Consider the following 22470-nt stretch of genomic DNA (forward strand, 5'->3'; position numbering starts at 1 on the left):
TGCTCCGAGAGGTTCAGGAGGTATGACAGTGAAATTCAGGCCGTTGCAACTTACGCATTACTCCGCCGCATCTTTCTGGCCAAAACGCTTTTCGATGTAATCGATCACAAGCGCTTCAAAATCGGCGGCGATATTGGGACCACGTAGCGTGAGAGCCTTTTCGCCATCGATGAAAACAGGTGCAGCCGGGCTTTCGCCGGTTCCGGGCAGTGAAATGCCGATATCGGCATGTTTGCTTTCACCGGGGCCGTTGACGATGCAGCCCATGACGGCGACGTTGAGCGCCTCGACCCCTGGATATTTTTCACGCCAGATCGGCATGTTCTTGCGGATGTCGTTCTGGATGTTCTGCGCCAGTTCCTGAAATACCGTGGACGTGGTGCGCCCGCAGCCGGGACATGCCGCAACGACCGGGATGAACTGCCGAAAGCCCATGACCTGCAGCAGTTCCTGCGCCACCTGCACCTCACGGGTGCGGTCGCCATTCGGCTCAGGCGTCAGCGAAACGCGGATCGTATCGCCAATGCCATGCTGCAGCACGTAACCCATGGCAGCTGACGAAGCGACGATGCCCTTCGAACCCATGCCCGCCTCGGTCAAGCCCAAATGCAGGGCGTGATTGGATCGTTCCGACAGCATCGAATAAACGGCGATCAGGTCCTGCACCTGACTGACCTTGGCCGACAGGATGATGCGGTTGCGCGGCAGGCCGATCTCTTCGGCAAGCTCGGCGGAAATCAGTGCCGACTGAACGATGGCTTCCCGCGTAACCTGACGGGCGGAGAGCGGAAAACCCTGCTCCTTGTTTCTGTCCATCAGCGTCGTCAGCAGTTCCTGATCGAGCGACCCCCAGTTGACGCCGATGCGGACGGGCTTGTCATAACGGATCGCCATTTCGACGATCTCGCCGAACTGCTTGTCCTTCTTGTCCTTGAAACCGACATTGCCGGGATTGATGCGGTATTTGGCCAGCGCTTCCGCACAGGCCGGATGATCGGCCAGAAGCTTATGGCCGATATAGTGAAAATCACCGATCAGCGGCACATCCATGCCAAGTCGTAGCAGCCGCTCGCGGATTTTCGGCACGGCGGCAGCACTTTCGTCTCGGTCGACGGTAATGCGCACCATTTCCGAACCGGCCTGGAAAAGTGCCGCCACTTGGCGGACGGTGGCGTCGATGTCAGCCGTATCGGTATTGGTCATCGACTGCACCACGACGGGTGCACCGCCTCCCACGATAACGCCGCCTACGTCGACAGCGACGGATGCGCGGCGGGGCTTCGGGTCGTAATCGGCAGGTGAATTCATGGCGGTCTCTGGAGCTTGCGGCAAGGTCTTGCAATTGAGGTGAAACAAGGGGGCTTGCTTGTCAACACCCAACGCGCTGGAGCTTCTACTTTACCGCAATCATGGCAAAATTCGAGACGCCTATTCCTTGCCAGCACCATCCGCATGGCGAGCGAGCCGCGAAAGCAGCAAAACCACCACATGCAGCAGAGGCAGCGCCATGAAGACACTGGCAAGGCCGGTATGTTCGGCAATGAAGCCGATGGCGGACGGTGCCACCAAGATACCGGAGTAACCCATGGTGGTAACGACCGAAAGGCCGATTCCCGGTGCCAGCCCCGGCATATTGCCTGCGGCCGAAAAGGCGATGGGCACCATGTTGGAAATGCCGATGCCGGCAATCGCGAAACCGATGATGGCGATGGTGGAATTGCCCGCAACACCGGCAATGATGAGGCCGATGATCGACATGGCCGAGCAGAACCGCAGAGTGTTGACCGCGCCGAACTTGTCACGCACCAGATCGCCGGCAAACCGCATCGCCGCCATGGTCATGGAAAAGGCTGCGAAGGCAAAACCGGACTGCGATACGGAAGCGCCGAGTTCATTGCGCAGATAAAGCGCACCCCAGTCGAGGATAGCACCTTCCGGGATCATCGAGAACAGCGCCATCAGGCCGATGATCCACGGCAGCGGCGTCAGTGGCAGGCCACCTTTCGGGCGCTCCTCCTCGGGGTGCGGGCGATCCGCCAGAACCCGCGGCCACGCAATGACCAGAAGCACGAGCGCGATGATGGTGAGTGCAATCGCGTGACCCTGTACGCCGATAGCGGTGATGAGATAACCGCCGAGACCGGCCCCGATGAGGCCGCCGAGGCTCCAGAAGGCATGACAGGACGACATGATCGCCCGACGCATATCGCGCTCCACCGCCACGGCATTGGCGTTCATCGCGACATCCATCGCCCCCGTCAGCCCGCCGAACAGGAAAACCGCAATCACCCCTGCCCAGACGGTGCCGGCCCAAGAGATGAAAAGCAGCGTCGGCAGGAAGATCGCGGCGGTGACAAGGCTCACCGTGCGCGAGCCGAAACGGGCGATCTGCGACCCGGCAATCGGCATGAAAACCAGCGAACCGATACCGAAAACCAGAATGATCAGGCCGAGCGCACTTTCGCTGAGGGACAGGCGTGCGGCAAATTCCGGAATCTTCGGTGCCCATGACCCCATCATGAAGCCGTTCATCAAAAACAGCAGCGAAACGCCAAGCCTGTGCCGCGTCAGATAGGATGAGCGAGTGCCTGTCGGTGAAAATGTCGTGGGGCCATTCATCGGCAATATCCTTCAGACTTGACCATGAGAAAACGGGGCAGCGTCATCTTCGCCGCAATAAACGTCTACGCCTTGTGCCGAAAGCGACTCGACCAATGCACGGTCGGCATCCCGTTCCAGCACGAGGCAAAGCGGTGGGGAAAAATCATGGACGTGGAAAGCAGCCTTATGGCCGAGCTTTTCCGTGGTGATGGCGGCGATGACCCGCTGGCTGGCACTGCAGGCAAGCCGCTTGAACACCGCATCCTCGAAAACATCCGCCGAAAGGCCCGTCTCGGCCGCAACGCCGCAAACACCGAGCACGCACAGATCGGGCCGCATCAGTTCAAGCTGCCGAAGCGCCATCGCATCGATCGCCGCACCCACGGCAGGATCGACCTTGCCGCCAATCAGCACCAGATCGATATCGGCACGCCCCGTCAGATCGGCGGCTATGGCGGGCGTATTCGTCACCACGGTCAGATTGAGCCCGGCCGGTATCGCTCGTGCAATGGCAAGATTGGTCGATCCGGCATCGATGAAAACCACCATGCCCGGTTCAATGAGCGGAACGACGGCACGCGCCAGCGTGGCCTTGCGGTCAGCATCCTCGGTAATCCGGGTTTTGAGCGGTACTGTCGTGCTGTCGGAAAGCAGCGCTCCGCCATAAACGCGAAGGCATTCCCCCCGCGCTGCCATCTCGCGCAGGTCGCGGCGCACCGTGTCTTCGGAAACGCCGAAATTCTGGGCCAGATCCTGCGCCAGCACACGGCCACTTTGCCGCAACTGCGCTAGGATGAGCGCCTGCCGCTCACTGACAAAATGATCACTCATCGGGACTCATGCGTAAACAAGAATAAACGTGCACAAACATGCATAATCAAGTTTCCGCCGGAGCGCAATAAAAAACGCCCGCCGGGAAGGCGGGCATCTGTAACTCTATTGCTGATGAGCTACGCCGTTATTCGGCGTAAGAGATCAACAAATCCTTGGCGTCGATCTGGTCACCGGGCTTCACCAGAACTTCAGCGATCTTGCCGTCGCGTTCGGCATGCAGCGCCGTTTCCATCTTCATGGCCTCGATCGAGAGCAGCACGTCGCCGGCCTTGACCTCCTGACCCTGGTTGATGAAGACGCGGCTGATGACACCAGGCATCGGCGCGCCGATATGGGACGCATTGCCGGGTTCTGCCTTGCGGCGCACCGCAGAGCCGGAAGCGCCATGGGCGCGATCCGGCACCTTGATGCGGCGCGGCTGGCCGTTGATCTCGAAGAACACCGTCACCATGCCCTTATCGTCAATGCCGGACGAAGCCTGATTGACGATGACAAGCGTCTTGCCGCGCTCGATATCCGCAAACAGCTCTTCGCCATCCTCCATGCCATAGAAATAGGCATGGGTGGGCAGCACGGAGACCGGGCCGTATGTCTCGGCGGTCAGCGCGAAATCGGTGAACACCTTCGGATACATCAGATAGGAGGCAAACTCGAAGTCATCGACCTTGCGCTCCAGCTTGGTCTCGATCACCTTCCGTTCGGCATCGAGATCGGCATCTTCCAGAAGCGAACCCGGACGAACCGTGTAAGGCTTTTCACCCTTCAGCGCCTTCTTCTGCAGCGCTTCCGGCCAGCCGCCCGGCGATTGACCGAGATCGCCCTTCAGCATCGATACCACCGAGTCCGGGAAGGACACTTCACGGTCAGGGTTTTCGACATCGGCCACCGTCAGGTCCTGGCTCACCATCATCAGCGCCATGTCGCCGACTACCTTGGAGGACGGCGTCACCTTGACGATATCGCCGAACATCCTGTTGGCATCGGCATAGGCCTGCGCCACCTCGTGCCAGCGGCTTTCGAGACCCAGCGAACGTGCCTGTTCCTTGAGGTTGGTGAACTGGCCACCCGGCATTTCATGCAGATAGACTTCCGAGGCAGGCCCTTTGAGGTCACTCTCGAACGCCGCATATTGATTGCGCACGGCTTCCCAATAGAAGGAAATGCGGCGAATCCATTCGGTATCGAGACCCGTATCGCGTTCCGATCCGGAGAGCGCCTCCACGATCGAGCCGAGGCAGGGCTGCGACGTATTGCCGGAGAAGGCATCCATCGCGGCATCGACGGCGTCGACGCCGGCATCCACGGCCGCAAGAACGGTCGCGGCGGAAATGCCCGACGTATCATGGGTGTGGAAGTGGATCGGCAGACCGGTCGCCTCGCGCAACGCCTTGAACAGAACCTTGGCGGCGGCCGGTTTCAGCAGGCCCGCCATATCCTTGACGGCGATGATATGGGCGCCGGCCTTTTCCAGCTCGACCGCGAGGTTGGTATAATATTTGAGATCATATTTCGGACGTGCCGAATTCAAGAGATCGCCGGTGTAGCAGATGGTTGCCTCGCAGAGCTTGTTCTCCTCGGCAATCGCATCCATCGACACCCGCATATTCTCCACCCAGTTCAGGCAGTCGAAGACGCGAAAAAGATCGACGCCGCCCCTTGCCGCCTGACGGACGAAATACTTCACGACATTATCGGGATAGTTCTTGTAACCGACGCCGTTGGCACCACGCAGAAGCATCTGCAACAGCAGGTTCGGCGCACCTTCGCGAATGAGTGACAGGCGCTCCCACGGGTCTTCGGTCAGGAAGCGCATTGAGACGTCGAAGGTCGCACCGCCCCAGCATTCCAGCGACAGAAGCTGCGGAAGCGCCTTGGAATAAACGCTGGCAACGCGGGCGATATCATGGGTACGGACGCGGGTGGCCAGCAGCGACTGGTGTCCGTCGCGCATGGTCGTATCCGTGACCAGCACGCGCTTTTCGTTGCGCATCCAGTCCGCAAAGCCCTTAGGGCCAAGCTTGTCCAGCAATTGCTTGGTGCCGTCAGGCGTCGGCGCATCGATATAGGGCACGATGGGCTTTGCCGCCTTGTCCGCAGGCTTCGCACGACCCTTGGTTTCTGGGTGACCATTGACGGTCACATCGGCCAGATAGGTCAGAAGCTTGGTGGCGCGGTCCTGACGCTTGACCTGCGCGAACAACTCCGGCGTCGAATCGATGAAGCGCGTCGTATAGGTGTTGTTGCGGAAACTGTCGTGACCGATGATGGCTTCGAGGAAGGTCAGGTTGGTCGCAACGCCGCGGATACGAAATTCGCGCAACGCGCGATCCATGCGGCTGATCGCTTCATCCGGCTCCGGCGCCCAGGCCGTGACCTTGACGAGCAGCGGATCGTAATAACGGGTGATGACGGCGCCGGTATAGGACGTGCCCCCATCCAGACGGATGCCGAAACCGGAAGCCGAGCGATAGGCGGTAATACGGCCATAGTCCGGAATGAAATTGTGTTCCGGGTCTTCCGTCGTGATGCGGCACTGCAGCGCATGGCCGTTGAGGCGGATATCTTCCTGCTTGGGCACGCCGGATTCCGCCGTGCCGATGGCCGCTCCTTCGAGAATATGGATCTGCGCCTTGACGATATCGATGCCGGTCACGACTTCGGTAACGGTATGCTCCACCTGGATACGCGGATTGACCTCGATGAAGTAGAATTTGCCGGTATCGGCATCCATCAGATATTCGACAGTGCCGGCGCCGATGTAGTTGGTCGCGGCTGCGATCTTCAGGGAATAGGCGGCCAGTTCCTGGCGCTGCGCTTCGGACAGATACGGTGCTGGCGCGCGCTCGACGACCTTTTGATTGCGTCTCTGGATCGAACAATCCCGCTCGAACAGATGCACGACATTGCCATGCGTATCGCCGAGAATCTGGCTCTCGACATGGCGGGCGCGCTCGACGAGCTTTTCCAGATAAACCTCGTCCTTGCCGAAGGCGGCCTTCGCCTCGCGCTTGGCTTCCGTCACCTCACGGGCGAGATCTTCCTTTTTGCGAATGGCGCGCATGCCGCGGCCACCGCCGCCCCAGGAGGCCTTGAGCATGACGGGATAACCGATTTCCTCGGCCATACGCTCCACTTCCGCGATATCGTCAGGCAGAGGATTGGTGGCGGGAACAACGGGGACATCAACCGAAATCGCCAGATTGCGGGCGGCGACCTTGTTGCCGAGCTGGCGCATCGTGTCCGGTGTCGGCCCGATGAAGGTGATGCCGGCCTTGTTGCAGGCCTCCACGAACTCAGGGCTTTCGGACAGAAGACCATAACCGGGATGGATCGCATCCGCTCCGGAGAGCTTGGCCACGCGGATAACCTCCTCGATCGAAAGATAACTCTCGATCGGTCCCATATCCTTGGCGAGATGCGGACCCCTGCCGACCTGATAGGATTCATCCGCCTTGAAGCGGTGCAAAGACAGCTTGTCCTCTTCCGCCCAAATCGCAACGGTTTTGATCCCAAGCTCGTTCGCTGCCCGGAAAACGCGGATCGCAATTTCGGATCGGTTGGCAACAAGTATTTTCGATATCTTCAAGACGGTCTCCCCACACGCCAAAACAGAATTCTGCTGCACTGCGGAATAAAGCAGCAAAACCAAGTCTTGGAAAGGGCAATTCCGGCGAGAACTGTCCTGTTTGCGCTAGCTCAACAGGCCGTGGCGAAAAGCAAGCGCTACGGTGTGCTGCCGGTTCTTGGCGCTGAAACGTCGCTGGATTCCGTTAATGTACCAGTCGACCGTGTGGTTGGAGATCGATAGCTGGCGTCCGATTTCGGTGGAGGTCATGCCATCCGCCATCAGCGCCAGCACCTCCATTTCGCGTCGCGTGAGTTCGAGGGCGGAAACGTCAGGGGCGTTGCTGAAGCCATGGGCCTGCCCGGAAAGATCGAGCAGCCGCCAGAAGACGGCGCGGGTGGCCGCATCGAGGAGTTCGACGTGCAGGGAGGGCAATTGCCGATCTGGGCCACCAATGAAGACCGCACCGATAAATCCCGCGCGACCATGCACGGGAAAGGCATAACCGCCCTGCAGGCCGTATCGCCCGGCATCGTGAAAAAACACGCTTGCCCTTTTGCGATGCATCGCACGCGGCAGGCCCTCAAGCGCTTCTTTCCACTGAAACGGCTTGTGCACCATGCCGATCACCTTGCGGACGGGATCAACGAGATTGTATTTCTTGGCCCTGTATACCTCCAGCCAGCCGTCAGGAAGATGCTCTGCGAGAATCTGGCCGGCAGAGGCAAGTTCCCCGGTCATGCGTCTGCTGACGAGAAAATACTCGAAGCCATATTCGCGAATGAGCTTGGCAAATTCGGAGCGAACGCGGTCGGCGCTTCCTGCCTGAGAACACGCAGAGATGAATTGAAGAATATCATGCATAAAGACACGGGGTCCGGGCTTGGCTTGAAGGGATGACACGAGGACAAGGTCCCGCGATGACGTCATGTTACTCGGGCGCCGGTCGGTTCAGATTGAACATATCGTCGTTAGCAATCCCTGAAACGAAGATGCGAAATCTTGTGATGGCAGGCACCCGGGAAACATCGGGTTCAGTTTTCGGTCGCACGGGGGGCCAATTTGTTAAGCCGCCATTCAGACAGAAAGAGCGATAATTACACAAATTTCGCCGTCTCATGCAACCTTGCTAAAGTGGCATTGCGTTGAGGCCGAACAATCAACCGCTTGAAAAGACGCTCGGACTGGATTGAAAATTTGACCTTGTTTCAGGTTTACACACGCGCTCTGCGCTATCTGACCGTTCATAAATGGCGTGTGGCCGTTGTCGTCATCGCCAACGTCATTCTTGCAGCGATCACCATCGCCGAACCCGTGCTGTTCGGCCGTATCATTGACGCCATTTCCTCCGGCACCAATGTTACGCCCATTCTTATTCTGTGGGCGGGTTTCGGCGTCTTTAATACCGTCGCTTATGTCGCGGTCGCCCGCGAGGCAGACCGTCTGGCCCATGGTCGGCGCGCAACGCTGCTGACGGAAGCTTTCGGGCGCATCATTTCGATGCCGCTCTCCTGGCATCATCTGCGCGGCACGTCCAATGCGCTGCACACGCTGCTGCGCGCCAGCGAAACGCTGTTCGGCCTGTGGCTGGAATTCATGCGCACGCATCTCGCCACCTTCGTGGCGCTGGTGCTGCTCATCCCGACCGCCATGGCCATGGACCTCCGTCTTAGCTTCGTTCTGATCGGCCTCGGCATTGTCTACTGGTTCATCGGCAAGTGGGTGATGGGCCGCACCAAGGACGGCCAGGCCTCAGTCGAGGAGCATTATCACAGCGTTTTTGCCCATGTCAGCGATTCCATCAGCAACGTGTCGGTGCTGCACAGCTACAACCGCATCGAGGCTGAAACGAAGGCGCTGAAATCCTTCACCGAAAAGCTGCTGAGCGCGCAATATCCGGTGCTCGACTGGTGGGCCTTCGCCAGTGCGCTGAACCGGACGGCCTCCACCGTTTCGATGATGATTATCCTCGTCATCGGCACTGTGCTCGTCAAGAACGGCGAATTGCGCGTAGGAGATGTCATCGCCTTCATCGGTTTCGCCAATCTCCTGATCGGCCGTCTGGACCAGATGCGCCAATTCGTGACGCAGATTTTCGAAGCCCGCGCCAAGCTCGAGGACTTCTTCGTGCTGGAGGATGCCGTCAAGGAACGGGAAGAGCCCGGCGATGCCCGCGAGCTCTCGAATGTCTCGGGCACCGTGGAGTTCCGCAACATCAATTTCGGTTTCGCCAACACCAAGCAGGGCGTTCACGACGTCTCGTTTACGGCCAAGGCCGGCGAGACCGTTGCGATCGTCGGACCGACCGGTGCCGGTAAGACCACGCTGATCAACCTTCTGCAACGTGTCTACGACCCTGATTCCGGCCAGATTCTGATCGACGGCACCGATATTTCGACGGTGACGAAAAACTCGCTACGCAACTCCATCGCGACCGTGTTCCAGGATGCCGGCCTGCTGAACCGCTCCATCCGCGAAAACATCCGCCTCGGCCGAGAAACGGCCACCGATGCGGAAGTGGTGGAAGCAGCAGCAGCGGCAGCGGCAACGGATTTCATCGACAGCCGCATCAACGGCTACCTGACGCAGGTGGGCGAGCGCGGTAACCGCCTTTCCGGCGGCGAGCGCCAGCGTATCGCCATTGCCCGTGCGATCCTGAAGAACGCGCCTATTCTGGTTCTCGACGAGGCGACCAGTGCACTGGACGTGGAAACCGAGGCCCGCGTGAAGGCCGCCGTGGACGCGCTGCGAAAGAACCGGACGACCTTCATCATCGCTCACCGCCTTTCCACGGTCCGCGATGCCGATCTCGTCCTGTTCCTCGATCAGGGCCGGATCATCGAGAAGGGCACTTTCGATGAGCTGACCCAGCGCGGCGGCCGCTTCACCTCGCTGCTGCGCACCAGCGGCCTGCTGACGGAAGACGAAGGTCAGCAGCCGCGACCGAAGGCCATAGCCTCCTGAGGCCTTGGCCGAGGCAACAAAGATAAGGGCGGGCAGCATTGTCCGCCCTTTTTCTTTGCCCGCTTTCCGGGGACCGGGTGAGCCAGGAATTGCCTATCGGAAAATTCCGGTCAAAAAGTTTGATAGCCAAAAATCTATCTGCCCGAAGGGAAGAACATTTCCCAGGAAGGCAACAAAACCTGCTGCGACGTTGAATACAAAAATTCCGAGAAGCACGCCGAGCATGATTCCAACGCTCGTTTTGCGAGGATAGCGTGCCAACCAGCACGACAACGCCAGGGAAAGAATGGCGAGCGACGCCAACAGGGCGGTTTCTGTGAAAGACGCGCTGAACTGCAAAGCTCCTCCTCCCTGACCCACCGATGTCATCGAGAGACCCATGGGGACTCCAGTGTTACGGTCGTTTTCTAAAAAGGACCATACATGCCGGCTTCCTGTCGTGGAACATCTTTAGGGCTTGGCATGCTTGCGACCGCTGTCTCTGCCCGACGTGATTGACGATCGTGACCTGACAATCCGGCACCATTGATCATGCCTCTCGTGGACGCCGGTCTTATTGCCGCTGCTTTTCAGCCAATGCCTTCGAAAGCGGCTGCAGCGAGCCTATGGGTCCGGTTAAAATGCCGAAACAGAGGCAAAGGCCACCCACAAAAAATTCAGGCCCCTGCGTCACCGCAGGAGCCTGTGTCTAAAGGCGGACAGAGACATGTCGTCTCAGTCGAAGGGTATAACCCCATCACCGGCCGCCAGATCCTTACCATCGACGGACACGGAGACGTCCGCCGTGCCAGCCTTCCGGCTGACGGCGATGTCTCTTGCCTTGCCGTCGAGCGTAATTCTGATCGAGAAACCGCTCCAGTCTTCCGGAAGCGACGGCGAAACATGAAGCTTGCCGTCGGTACGGGTGATGCCGAGAATACCCTCGACAGCGGCACGATAGAGCCAACCGGCAGAACCAGTGTACCAGCTCCACCCGCCACGGCCGGCATAGGCGCCTTCACCGTAAACATCGGCGGTCACCACATAGGGTTCGACCCGATAGGTTTCCGACGATGCCGCATCCAGCGCATGGTTGACCGGGTTGAGCAGCTTGAAGCAGTTCCACGCCTCCTGCGCGCGGCCCTGCTTGGCAAGCGCAAGAACCACCCAGGTCGCCGCATGGGTATATTGTCCGCCGTTTTCCCGCACACCCGGCGGATATCCCTTGATGTAACCCGGATCGTGCGACGCACGCGAGAAGGGCGGTGTGAACAGCCGGATGATACCGGTCTTTTCATCGACCAGATGCTCCATGACGGCATCCATCGCCTGGCGTGACCGGCCTTCCTCGCCCTCGCCGGAGAGAACGCTCCAGCTCTGGCCGAGCGAATCGATCTGGCATTCCTCGCTGCTGGCCGAACCAAGCGGCGTGCCGTCATCGAAATAACCGCGACGGTAATAGCTGCCATCCCAGCCGGCTGTTTCGAGAACATGGCGCAGCTTTTCCCGGTGCGAGGCCCATTTCCCGACCCGGTCGGTATCGCCGCGCTTCTCGGCGATCTCGATGAAATCACGAAGCGCACCGGCCAGGAACCAGCCGAGCCAGACGCTCGTGCCCTTGCCGCCAACGCCGACACGGTTCATGCCGTCGTTCCAGTCGCCGCCGAGAATCAGCGGCAGACCGTTCTCCCCGGTGCGATGGATAGCAAGATCGAGCGCCAGCGCCGCATGTTCGTAAAGCGTGGCAGATCTCTCACTCGTTTCCGGCTGGAAGAAAGCATCGTGCTGACCTGGCATCAATGCCGGCCCTTTGAGGAAAGGAATGCTTTCATCGAGGATGGCGGCATCGCCCGTGGCCGACACATATTGGTTGATCGCATAAGCGAGCCAGACCACGTCATCGGAGATGGTCGTGCGGACACCGGCACCCGTCAGTGGCAACCACCAGTGCTGCACATCGCCTTCCGGGAACTGGCGGCCTGCCGCGCGCAGGATCTGCGTGCGGGCGAGATCCGGCTGATAGAGCAGGAAAGCCAGCGTGTCCTGCAACTGATCACGGAAGCCGAAGGCGCCGCTCGACTGGTAAAAGGCGGTGCGCGCCAGAATGCGGCAGGCCAGCGCCTGATAGGGCAGCCAGTTATTGACCATGTGGTTGAAGCCGGCATCGGGCGTGGAGACCTGCAACTGGCCGGTAAAGCCCGTCCAGAATTTCTTGCTTTCTTCCAGAACAGACAGGAAGTCCGCCTGGCGAACATCTTTCACCAGCGCCTCAGCCTCTTCCGCATTGTCGGCATCGCCGAGAATGAAGGTCATGTGCCGTTCTTCGCCCGGCTTCAGGTGGATTTCCTGCATCAGTGCGGCACAGGGATCACCATCGACCTCGGTGGTGCCGCTCAGCGCCGCACCGGCAACGATGCCCTGCGGGGCCTGCGCCGAACCGAAGCGGCCGATGAATTCCCGGCGGCTGGTGGTAAAGCCGCTTGCCTCGCTATCGAGAGTCAGGAACGAGGTGCGGGCGCTATAGTCGATGCTGTAGGGGTTCGAGGCGAAGATCGCGTTGCTGCCAGCATCATGCCGGCTCAGGATGAACGGCGCGGATTTCTGGCCGTTATTGCCAAGCACCCACTCCACATAGGCATAGACCTTCAGACGGCGACTTTTCGAACCCTTGTTGCGGACGATGACCTGCGAGAACTTGACCGGTTTTTCACGGTCAACGGTCTGCGTCAGCTCGACTTCGAGCGTATCCGCCACGCCGGTCAGGATCGAATAACCGAGACCATGACGGGTTTCGAACATGGCTTCGGGATCGCGCGACAGCGCGGCACAGGGCGTATAGAGCTTTCCTGTTTCCACATCGGCGACATAGAAGGCCTCGCCCGGCCGGTTGATGACCGGGTCATTGGTCCAGGGTGTCAACTGGTAGTCGCGTGAATTGCGGCTCCAGCTGAAACCGGCACCTTCGGCCGAAATATGGAAGCCGAAATTCTCATTCGAGATAACGTTGATCCATGGATGCGGCGTAGACTGCCCGCCATTCAGGCGCACCACATATTCCTGGCCGTTCTTGGCGAAGCCGCCGAAACCGTTCCAGAAATCGAGATCGCCCGCATCCTCTACCGGTTCCGCAACCGGGAAGGCCGGCACGGGCAGACGGGCCTGCGCAGCATCAGAGGAGCCGTCAGGACCGCGATTGGCCGCAAACAGCGAGACCGCGCGGTTGATCTGATCGACAATCTTGCCGTTGCGCACATGCAGGACGACGCGGGAAGCGGCGAGAAGCGCACTCCATGTCTCTTCATCCATCAAATCTCGCCGCACGGAGAAGACGTGTGGGCGACCGCCATCGGCAGGATTGATGCGACGTTGCGTCTCGGAAATATGATCGAGCGCATGCTGCATGTCCTGTGCATAAGATGCAGCCCGTTCGTTGACGATGACGAGATCGAAGATCACGCCGCGCGAACGCAGATATTCGTGGGCGCTCAGCGCCTCACGGGCGATATCCATGTCCATGTCGTCATTGATGCGCAGGCTGAAGATCGGGAAATCGCCCGAAATAGCAAGCGGCCACAAAGCGCGCTGCGAGGCGAGGCCCGTTTTCAGCGTTTCCGAATCCGCACGCAGATGCATGTCGGGATAGGTCAGATAACGACCGAGATGCTGGAAAGCGGCTGCCTGCTGCGAGGTGACGCCCACATGGCGCATCTGCACCTGCGTGCGCGTCCAGGCATGCACGAGTTCATGGGCGAAAGCATCCGGATGACGGTAACGGTCGATCGCCTTGTCGACTTCCTCGCGGCTCGGCGCGGCGATCGTCCAGAAGATTACACTCACCTTCTTGCCCGCCGGCACGCGCACGGTGCGCCGCAGCGACAGGATCGGATCCAGCGTGAAACCGTCGGAGCTGGAGAGCGTCGCACCGGCATCGAATGCCGCCGCTTCGCGCAACGAGCGTCCGCGACCAATGAACTTGGCGCGATCCGTTTCGAACTCAGTCGGGCGCGACGGGCCGGCATTGTCGGCGGCCAGATGCGCGATGACGGTGCCGGGCTCGTTCTGGCTGCGGCGGTTGCGCCAGGCGCGGATGACGTCACCGCGGCGGCCGATTTCCGTCTGCACGAACATGCGTGAGAAGAGGGGATGAGCGTTGTCATCATCCTCAGACGCGATGACCGGCTCCATATAGGAGGTCACTTCGATGTAGCGATCCTCGGAACCGACGTTCAGCAGGGTGATACGGCGGCCTTCGGCGTCATGCTCGGTGGCGACGATACACTCGACCACGCTCTGCAGATCACCGATAGTCTTGTGGAACTCGGCCTTGTCGTCGGTGAAGATCGTCTTGGTCTTTTCACCCTCGATGACACGCGGCTCCGCCGTCGCACTCCACCATTGTCCATTGGTGGTGTCGCGCAGGAAGATGAAGGTACCCCACCGATCGTCGGTCGGATCCGCCTTCCAGCGGGAAATCGCCTGTCCGTTCCACTTCGAATAACCGGCACCCGTCGAGGTGAGCATGGTCGAATAATGTCCGTTCGAGAGGAACACCACTTCGCGGTCGCGCACCGCCGGATCGGCAATGGAGCGCACTTCCGCACGCAAGAGGTCGGCCTGTTCCTTGCCGGGGGTTTCCGGCTCGTATTTGGCGCTCATGACCGGCACTTCGCGCGGTGCCTTTTCCTGCAGCAGCAGCTCGGCCGCCTCGATCACCGGATCTGAGTGGAAGAGTTCGCGTAACACGCCATCAAAGGCAACGTTGGCGACGGCCGCAATCGACATGCCATGGTGGTGGGCATAATAGTTGTAAACCACCGCGCAGACCTTGCCGTCAGGCACGCGTGTCGGCGTGAAGTCCACCGCATCGTGGAAACCATACTGGCCAAGCGCGCCAAGCTTGCGCAGCTTGTCGAGGTTTTCCAATGCACCGTCAGGGTCATACTGGCTGGCGAGGATCGAGGCGTAAGGCGCGATCACCGCATTCTGGCCGAGGCCGCGCTTGAGGCCAAGCGTCGGTACGCCGAAGTTGGTGTACTGGTAGTTCATGTTGTGATCGCGGGCGTTGAATGCCGCTTCGGAAATGCCCCAAGGCGTGCCGAGACGGCGGCCGTGGTTCATCTGTTCCTTGACGATCAAATTGTTGGTCTGATTGAGGATGCCGCCCTGACGCTCCTGCATGACCAGCGGCGGCATCAGATATTCGAACATCGAGCCCGACCAGGAGACCAAGGCACCCTGCGCACCGATCGGCACGACCTGGCGGCCGAGACGGTACCAGTGCTCGGTCGGTAGATCGCCCTTGGCGATGGCAAACAGACTGGTCAGGCGGCATTCGGAGGCCAGAAGGTCATAGCAGGCCTCGTCCAGCTCCTTGCTTTCGACGCGATAGCCGATCGACAGAAGACGACGATCCTTGCGGTAAAGGAACGTGAAGTCCATCGAGAAGGCGAGATTGCGGCTGCGGTCACGCAGCGATGCCAGACGCTGGCGCAGCGGTTCCATATTGGTGAGGTCGATGGCGCTGTCGGAGATATGCGCCTCGCAGGATTCCACCAGCAATTGCGCCCAGCGGGTCACTTCCGCGCTCTGCGCGGACTTCACCTCATGATCGACATTGGTTGCGAGCTTCTGGATATCGCGTGCCAGCACCGCAAGATTGATGACGCGGATCGAGGCGAATTCATGCTCGCGCTTGACGGAGGCCAGCGCATTGGAAAAGCCGATGATGCGCTCTTCGAGACGGCGATGCAGCGGACGCAGGGTCTTGCGGTTATCAGGCAGGGCTTTCAGCGTTTCGCGCAGAATACCGGCGACATCACCGATACCATCCAGATTGCCCTGAAGATGGGCTGACGGCGCTTCCGCCCAGTCACGGCAGGCGGACGAAACCGCAATCAGGTGGCCGGCGAGGTTGCCGCTGTCCACGGCCGAAACATAACGCGGTCCAAGCGTCTGCAAAGTGTCGGTGTGATACCAGTTGTAGAGATGGCCACGATGCTTCTCCATCTTTTCGACGGTCTGGATCGTGTTTTCGATCCGCTCCAGCGTATCGGCAAAGCTGATCCAGCCGAACTGGCGCGCCGAGATGACGGAGAGCAGATAGACGCCGATATTGGTGGGCGAGGTGCGCGAAGCAACGATCGGCTCCGGCGTTTCCTGGAAATTGTCCGGCGGCAGGTGGTTTTCCTGCGGCGTGACGAAAGCCTCGTAATAACGCCAGGTGCGGCGGGCGATCTTGCGCAGTTCGAAGGAAACGTGTTCGGAAACGAACAGCCGGTCTTCGGTTTCCGCCGACTGGCTGACATACCAGGCAACGGCCGGAGACAGAACCCAGAGCAGCGTAAAGGGAATGCCAATCAGGAAGGCATTGTCGCCCGGCAGCGCTGCAAACAGCAGGCCGAGCATGGCCACGACAGGCGCATGCCACATCTGGCGATAATAATCGACGATGCTGCCCTGTGCGCTGGACTGCATGCTGGCGGCCGTGCGCCATTCCAGCATCAGCTTGTGGCTGACGAGCAGGCGATAAAGCGAACGCACAATCGCATCCGTCATCATGCAGGCGGCATCGGCAATGAAGACGATACGCAACGCAACCTGCGCATTGGTGGCGCGGATTTCCGACCAGATGGTGTGGAAATGCGCCTGCGGTACGATGTCGGTGGAGCGCGGCACAAGGCCGGAGAGCAACGAGAGCGTGGGTGCGACAAACAGCGAGAAGATCAGCAGGATCTGCCAGATCAGCGCGCCGAGCGGATCCATGAAATACCAGCCGAGGATCGAGGCGAAGAACCAGGCGATCGGCGTCAGCGAGCGACGCAGATTGTCGACCATCTTCCAGCGGCCGATGGCGGTAACGCCACGGGCACGGTCAATGATGAAGGGGAGCAACTGCCAGTCACCACGCGCCCAGCGATGCTGGCGCGAGACTTCCACCTCGTAGCGGGTCGGGAAATCCTCGACCAGTTCCACATCGGTCACCAGCGCGCAACGCGCGAAGGAGCCTTCGAGCAGATCGTGGCTGAGGATGGAGTTTTCTTCGATCCGGCCCTTCAGCGCCGCTTCGAAGGCATCCACGTCATAAAGACCCTTACCCGTGAAGGTACCTTCGGAGGTCAAATCCTGGTAGACGTCGGAAACGGTGAAGACATAAGGATCGATACCGCGATTGATCGAAAAGACGCGTTGGAAGACGGAAGCGTCCTTGCCTGTTGTCAGCGAAGGTGTAACACGCGGCTGCAACAGGCCGTAACCTTCCACGACACGACCGGAAACCGGGTCGATCTTGGGGCGGTTAATCGGGTGGTGCATTTTGCCGACGAGCTTGGTCACCGCGTCGCGCATCAGGCGCGTATCGGCATCAAGGGTCATGACATATTTGACATCGGCCGGCACGATATTCGCCCCGCCGAGGAAGGTCGTATCCTTGTCGCCGCGCAACAGCATGTTCAGCTCATGCAACTTGCCGCGCTTGCGCTCCCAGCCCATCCAGCACTCTTCGGCCGAATTATAGATACGGCGGCGATGCAGCAGGTAAAAACGTGTCTTGCCGTCAAAGGCATAACGGCTGTTCAGAGCCGCAAGCTCGCGCTTGGCATAGTCGAGGATTTCGAGATCCTCATCGGACTGCTCGTATGGCGCATCGCGCCAGTCGCTGACGAGCGAAAAATAGATCTCTCCATGCGGATTAGCGAGATAATGCACCTCGATATTGCGCATCATCTCGTCGACGCTGTCGCGGCTGGTCAGCATGCAGGGCACGGCGACCAATGTGCGGGCGTCCTCAGGGATGCCGTTCTTGAATTCGTATCCGACGAGCCGGAACGGCTTCACGAAGAAGGTGACGAGCGTGTTGAAGAGGCCGGTCGCGCCTTCGGATGCCGGCAATGCGAACATCAGCAGGAAGGCAGTGACGACATACCAGGGCATGCCCGCCTTTGCGAGGAACCAGCCGACCGCGAGCATGGCGACCGCCGTGATGAGAAGCACCGGCGCGGCGATGGCGAGCCAGTTGAACTTGCGCATCGAGCGGACGATGTGCTGCGATGCGAGCGGCCGATACCCCAGCGCCTTTTCAAGCTCGAAGCGGCGCTGACCGACGAGCACCGAACCGACATTGACGCGATGGTTCTCGTCAGCGCCTGCCGGCAGATCGGACCGCGCCATTTCGACGGCGGCACGCGCCACCTCAACTTCGGTCCTGGGTGAGCGGCGGGCCAGAAGTTCGATCGTGTTACGATAGGTATTGCGCGAACCGAAATCGAGAATCTCGTAGTCGGTTTCCTCGCGCAGGACCTTGTCGATATGGCTGACTTCCTCGAACCACACCGACCATTCGGTATCGTCGATTTCACGCAGGCTCTTGACGATGTTGCCCATCGTCACATTGCCGGACGCCAGGCGGTTATGTTCCGACATCATGACGTTTTCGGCATCGGTGCCGGCGGCATGCAGGCGCTCTTCGAGCCAGGCAACAGCGAAGCCCGATGTCTGCGAACCGTTACGCAGACGATAAAGGAACTGCGTCGCAAAGGTCGGATCATCGACCAGCGAATCGACCTGTTTCAGAAGTGCGGCCGACGCTTCGGCATCGTTCAGCCGGATGATCTCGTCGACGACCTCATTCGCCTTCTGGCGCATACGGCGCGAGCGCTCGACGCGGATGGAGATACGGCGAAGATTTTCGATGAGGACGAAGCGGATGATGGAGGGCAGTGCCCACAATTCGCCGATCTGCAGCGTTTGCGAAGTCTGGTATCCATCCACCAGCGCCGTCATGTTCTCACGCGAAACCGTGCTGTGGGTATGCGCGACATACAGCCAGCCGAGCGCCATGACGCGCGGAATGGTCACGCCGCCCACTGTCATCGTCGGCAGCTGGCGATAGAATTTGCGCGGAAAATCGCGCCGTACTTCCTGAATCGCCTCTTCGATGACGTAGTGGTTGTCGAGCAGCCATTCCGCCGCCGGCGTGATCGTTGCACCATTTTCGGCGTCGACGGCCGTCGTGCGGTAAACCCGCAGGATTTCCTTTTCGTTCTCGCGGTGACGCTCGAAGAAATCGAATTCCATGAAGCCGGGAAGACTGTCGGCACCGTCGCGGGAAAGCGCGGCACCGGCATCATGCAGTTCCTCGATCGTCATATAGGACGCACGGATCGAATCGTTGTGATCGATCTGCTTCGTCTCGGAATCACGGGCGGCGGCGGTCGGGGTGATATGAAATGACATCGGGCTCGTATTCTGAACTGTATGGAAACTTGTTCGACTTGACCGGCATTTCGTTCACGGCGGGAACGCGCACGAAATCGGGCCACGCTATATTTATGACTTATCCTGAACCTTCGGTGAACCGGCAGAGCCGCCGCAGGAAGCGGATCGTCAAACGGTGAATATCCTCAGGCATGGCATTTGGCGGCGCAGTCCGTCGCATCTCCCTGCAAAGCCGGGCATTAGTGCGAACAACGGGGTTTCGACGACAGGAAAATTTTGTCCTCCGGCCCGGCAAAGCCGTTCCCACCGGATTTCTCACCTTCCCCCACGGCGAAAATTGTTGGCGCAACGTCCGATAGTCCCCCTTTGACACCTGAAGGGCAACGCGGGGCCGATAAAGCCTGCGCTACATCCGAAAGGAGCTAATGCCCCAGGACGTCAATAGTTCCATGCCACCTGTGGCGATGCGATGCAAGCGCCGAATTTCAAGGGCTTTCGCCATGGCGACGAGCACTTTAGAATAAATTTATATGCTGATATGTCCGATGGGAAATACACCGAGACAGAACGGCCTAGCCGGGGACTTCGAAAATGACCAGACAGACCGCAAACATCGCCTCCTTTGCCAACCATATGCCAGACGTGGTGGCGATCCGCCGCCATCTGCACCGCCACCCCGAGATCGGTCTTTCGGAATTCAAGACGTCGGATTTCATTGCCGAACAGCTGGTGGAAATGGGCTACGAGGTGACGCGCGGGCTTGCCGGGACCGGCATCGTCGCGACGCTCCGAAACGGTGACAGCACCCGCGCGCTCGGCATTCGCGCCGACATCGACGCACTGCCGATCCACGAGGAAACCGGGGCGGACTATGCCAGCACCCATCAGGGCGTCATGCACGCCTGCGGTCACGATGGCCACACGGCCATGCTGCTCGGAGCGGCGAAGATCATCGCCGAACGCAGGAATTTCGATGGCACCCTGCATCTGATTTTCCAGCCGGCCGAGGAAAATTTCGGCGGCGCCCGCATCATGATCGAAGACGGCCTGTTCGAGCGCTTCCCGTGCGATGCAGTCTTTGCCCTGCATAATGATCCCGGCCTGCCCTTCGGACAATTCGTGCTGCGCGACGGGCCGATCCTTGCCGCCGTCGACGAATGCAAAATCACTGTCAGAGGTTATGGCGGCCACGGCGCCGAACCGCAGGATGCGGCCGATCCCATCGTTGCCGGCGCGAGCATCATCATGGCGTTGCAGACGGTGGTGTCCCGCAATATCCACCCGCAACTGTCGGCGGTCGTGACCGTTGGCGCATTCCATGCTGGCATGGCGAGCAACGTCATTCCCGAAACGGCAGAGATGTTGCTGACCATCCGCTCCTTCGATCCGGGCGTGCGCGACGAGCTGGAAAAGCGTATCCGGGCCATCGCCGAAGGCCAGGCAGCAAGCTACGGCATGAGCGTCACCATCGATTACGAGCGCGGTTATAACGCAACCGTCAATCACAAGGCGGAGACGGATTATGTCGCCGATCTCGCCCGTCGTTTTGCCGGACCGGAGAAGGTTCTGGAAATGAAGCGTCCATCAATGGGCGCGGAAGACTTCGCCTATATGCTGGAAAAGCGGCCGGGCTGCTATTTCTTCCTCGGCACCGCGCGCACCGATAACGATCCGCCACTGCACCATCCGAAATTCGATTTCAACGACGAGATTCTACCGATCGGAACCACCTTCTGGGTGGATCTGGCGGAGGACTATCTGAAGGCGCGATAAACATGAAAAGGCCGGTCGGAGGAGCGACCGGCCTTTATTCTCAACTTGCCTGAAAACTAGGGAGGATCAGGGAACGAGACCGAATATGACAGCAGCAACGAAGGCCATGCACACGCCGACAAGAGCCGCATGAACGGAATCTCTCCAGTTGCGAGGCGACTGGGGCTGCGAAACAAAGTCTTTTACTTTTCCTGCCTTGGAATAAGACATTGTACACTCCCTTCCTGCTCGGCCCTTGAAACGGGCATTGCTCATCTGGGGTAGAGAATAGCTTTATTCCCCACTGTTTCAGTAGAGATAAAATTCCATAAGAAGTGCCAATTGGGAAAAATAGGGGTCGTCACTTGCCTCCCAACAAGCATCAATCTACCCATCGCGGACTATTAACGCGTCGGGAGGGAGTTGGTTCAAACGGCCCTTCCGCGGACAGGAAGACATGACTGACATCGACGCTATCATCATCGGAGCGGGCGTGATCGGGCTTGCGACGGCCCGCGAATTGTCGATGCACGGCCTTTCCGTTATCATTCTGGAAAGCGAAACGGAATTCGGTTCGGCCACTTCGTCCCGCAATAGCGAAGTCATCCATGCGGGGCTTTATTATCCAGCCGGAAGCCTCAAGGCGAGGCTCTGTGTCGAGGGCAGGCAGCGGCTTTATGACTTTTGCGAGAGCCACGGCGTTGCGCACCGCCATTGCGGTAAACTCATCGTCGCCACGAGCGATGACGAAACGCCCTTGCTCGTTGCCCTCGGCGCAAAAGGCAAAGCCAATGGCTGCGACGATCTGGAGCTGATCGACCAACGACACGCGCTTTCGCTCGAGCCTGCCCTTGCCTGCAGCTCAGCCCTGCTCTCACCCTCGACGGGCATCATCGACAGCCACGGCTATATGCTGGCGCTGCTTGGTGAGGCACAAGACCATGGCGCAGCCCTTGCGCTCAACGCACCGTTCGAACGGGCGGAAGCGATCGGCGACGGTTTCCGGGTTCATGTCGGCGGAAAAGAACCTGTCAGCCTTACATGCCGGCTGCTCGTCAATTCCGCCGGGCTAGTCGCGCCGATGGTGGCAGCCATGATCGAGGGACTGCCGTCAGTGGCGATCCCGCAGGCACGTTTCGCCAAGGGCAGCTATTTCTCGCTGACAGGCAAATCGCCTTTTTCGCGGTTAATCTATCCTGCACCGCACACCCACGGCCTTGGTGTGCACCTGACTTTGGATCTCGCCGGTCAGGCCCGGTTCGGGCCCGATGTGGAATGGGTTGATACCATCGACTATGCCGTCGATCCCCGCCGCATGGAGGGTTTCGGCGACGCCATAAGGCGTTATTGGCCGGGCCTGCCGGAACACACGCTGGCCCCTGCCTATTCCGGTATCCGTCCGAAGATTTCCGGGCCGGACGAACCAGCCATGGACTTTCGCATCGATGGGCCGGAAACCCATGGTTTTCCCGGCCTCGTCAATCTGTTCGGAATAGAAAGTCCCGGCCTGACCGCGTCTCTGGCGATTGCCGGCGAGATCGCCGCACGGTTGGAGGCCTGAT

10 protein-coding genes are annotated in these 22470 nt (G+C 59.7%); 3 read left to right on the forward strand and 7 right to left on the reverse strand.

The window, feature by feature from the left end:
• Positions 1–57 precede the first annotated feature (57 nt).
• The 5 genes from ispG to ATU_RS13280 form a co-directional block, all read right to left on the reverse strand.
• A complete protein-coding gene (gene ispG / locus ATU_RS13260) occupies positions 58–1308 on the reverse strand; it encodes a flavodoxin-dependent (E)-4-hydroxy-3-methylbut-2-enyl-diphosphate synthase (protein ID WP_010972519.1) in 1251 nt (416 codons plus the stop codon).
• A gap of 120 nt (positions 1309–1428) precedes the next feature.
• Positions 1429–2619, reverse strand: coding sequence for an MFS transporter (locus ATU_RS13265; RefSeq protein WP_006310902.1), 1191 nt, complete (start codon positions 2617–2619; stop codon positions 1429–1431).
• A 12-nt stretch (positions 2620–2631) separates the two neighbouring features.
• On the reverse strand, positions 2632–3432 hold the full coding sequence (locus ATU_RS13270) for a DeoR/GlpR family DNA-binding transcription regulator (protein ID WP_006310903.1): 801 nt from the start codon (positions 3430–3432) through the stop codon (positions 2632–2634).
• Between the two features lie 127 nt (positions 3433–3559).
• Positions 3560–7021, reverse strand: coding sequence for a pyruvate carboxylase (gene pyc, locus ATU_RS13275; protein ID WP_010972520.1), 3462 nt, complete (start codon positions 7019–7021; stop codon positions 3560–3562).
• Between the two features lie 105 nt (positions 7022–7126).
• Positions 7127–7864: a helix-turn-helix transcriptional regulator gene (locus ATU_RS13280; protein ID WP_010972521.1), complete on the reverse strand. Its 738-nt coding sequence runs from the start codon at positions 7862–7864 to the stop codon at positions 7127–7129.
• A gap of 333 nt (positions 7865–8197) precedes the next feature.
• Here ATU_RS13280 and ATU_RS13285 point away from each other — a divergent pair, with 333 nt between their 5' ends.
• Positions 8198–9964, forward strand: a complete 1767-nt coding sequence (locus tag ATU_RS13285) for a glucan ABC transporter ATP-binding protein/ permease (protein ID WP_010972522.1) — start codon at positions 8198–8200, stop codon at positions 9962–9964.
• A 93-nt stretch (positions 9965–10057) separates the two neighbouring features.
• On the opposite strand, the gene ATU_RS13290 is transcribed toward ATU_RS13285, so the two are convergent.
• Both ATU_RS13290 and ATU_RS13295 read right to left on the reverse strand, forming a co-directional pair.
• The gene (locus ATU_RS13290; protein WP_010972523.1) at positions 10058–10345 is read right to left on the reverse strand and encodes a hypothetical protein; all 288 of its coding nucleotides are present in this window, start codon (positions 10343–10345) and stop codon (positions 10058–10060) included.
• Positions 10346–10678: 333 nt separating this feature from the next.
• Positions 10679–19174 carry a GH36-type glycosyl hydrolase domain-containing protein gene (locus ATU_RS13295; protein ID WP_010972524.1) on the reverse strand — a complete coding sequence of 2832 codons (8496 nt, stop codon included), beginning with the start codon at positions 19172–19174 and terminating at the stop codon, positions 10679–10681.
• Positions 19175–19747: 573 nt separating this feature from the next.
• Here ATU_RS13295 and ATU_RS13300 point away from each other — a divergent pair.
• Positions 19748–20929 (forward strand): M20 aminoacylase family protein, encoded by a 1182-nt coding sequence (locus tag ATU_RS13300; RefSeq protein ID WP_006310912.1) that lies wholly within the window; start codon positions 19748–19750, stop codon positions 20927–20929.
• A gap of 436 nt (positions 20930–21365) precedes the next feature.
• A complete protein-coding gene (locus tag ATU_RS13305) occupies positions 21366–22469 on the forward strand; it encodes an NAD(P)/FAD-dependent oxidoreductase (RefSeq protein ID WP_010972527.1) in 1104 nt (367 codons plus the stop codon).
• Position 22470 lies beyond the last annotated feature (1 nt).

Origin of the sequence: Agrobacterium fabrum str. C58 (genome assembly GCF_000092025.1) — a bacterium.
Classification (GTDB): domain Bacteria; phylum Pseudomonadota; class Alphaproteobacteria; order Rhizobiales; family Rhizobiaceae; genus Agrobacterium; species Agrobacterium fabrum.

Excerpts from the sequence above, each read along its gene's own strand:
- ispG (WP_010972519.1), bottom strand. The coding sequence starts at position 1,308 with ATGAATTCACCTGCCGATTACGACCCGAAGCCCCGCCGCGCATCCGTC.
- ATU_RS13265 (WP_006310902.1), bottom strand. The coding sequence starts at position 2,619 with ATGAATGGCCCCACGACATTTTCACCGACAGGCACTCGCTCATCCTAT.
- ATU_RS13270 (WP_006310903.1), bottom strand. The coding sequence starts at position 3,432 with ATGAGTGATCATTTTGTCAGTGAGCGGCAGGCGCTCATCCTAGCGCAG.
- ATU_RS13280 (WP_010972521.1), bottom strand. The coding sequence starts at position 7,864 with ATGCATGATATTCTTCAATTCATCTCTGCGTGTTCTCAGGCAGGAAGC.
- ATU_RS13290 (WP_010972523.1), bottom strand. The coding sequence starts at position 10,345 with ATGGGTCTCTCGATGACATCGGTGGGTCAGGGAGGAGGAGCTTTGCAG.
- ATU_RS13295 (WP_010972524.1), bottom strand. The coding sequence starts at position 19,174 with ATGTCATTTCATATCACCCCGACCGCCGCCGCCCGTGATTCCGAGACG.
- ATU_RS13300 (WP_006310912.1), top strand. The coding sequence starts at position 19,748 with ATGACCAGACAGACCGCAAACATCGCCTCCTTTGCCAACCATATGCCA.
- ATU_RS13305 (WP_010972527.1), top strand. The coding sequence starts at position 21,366 with ATGACTGACATCGACGCTATCATCATCGGAGCGGGCGTGATCGGGCTT.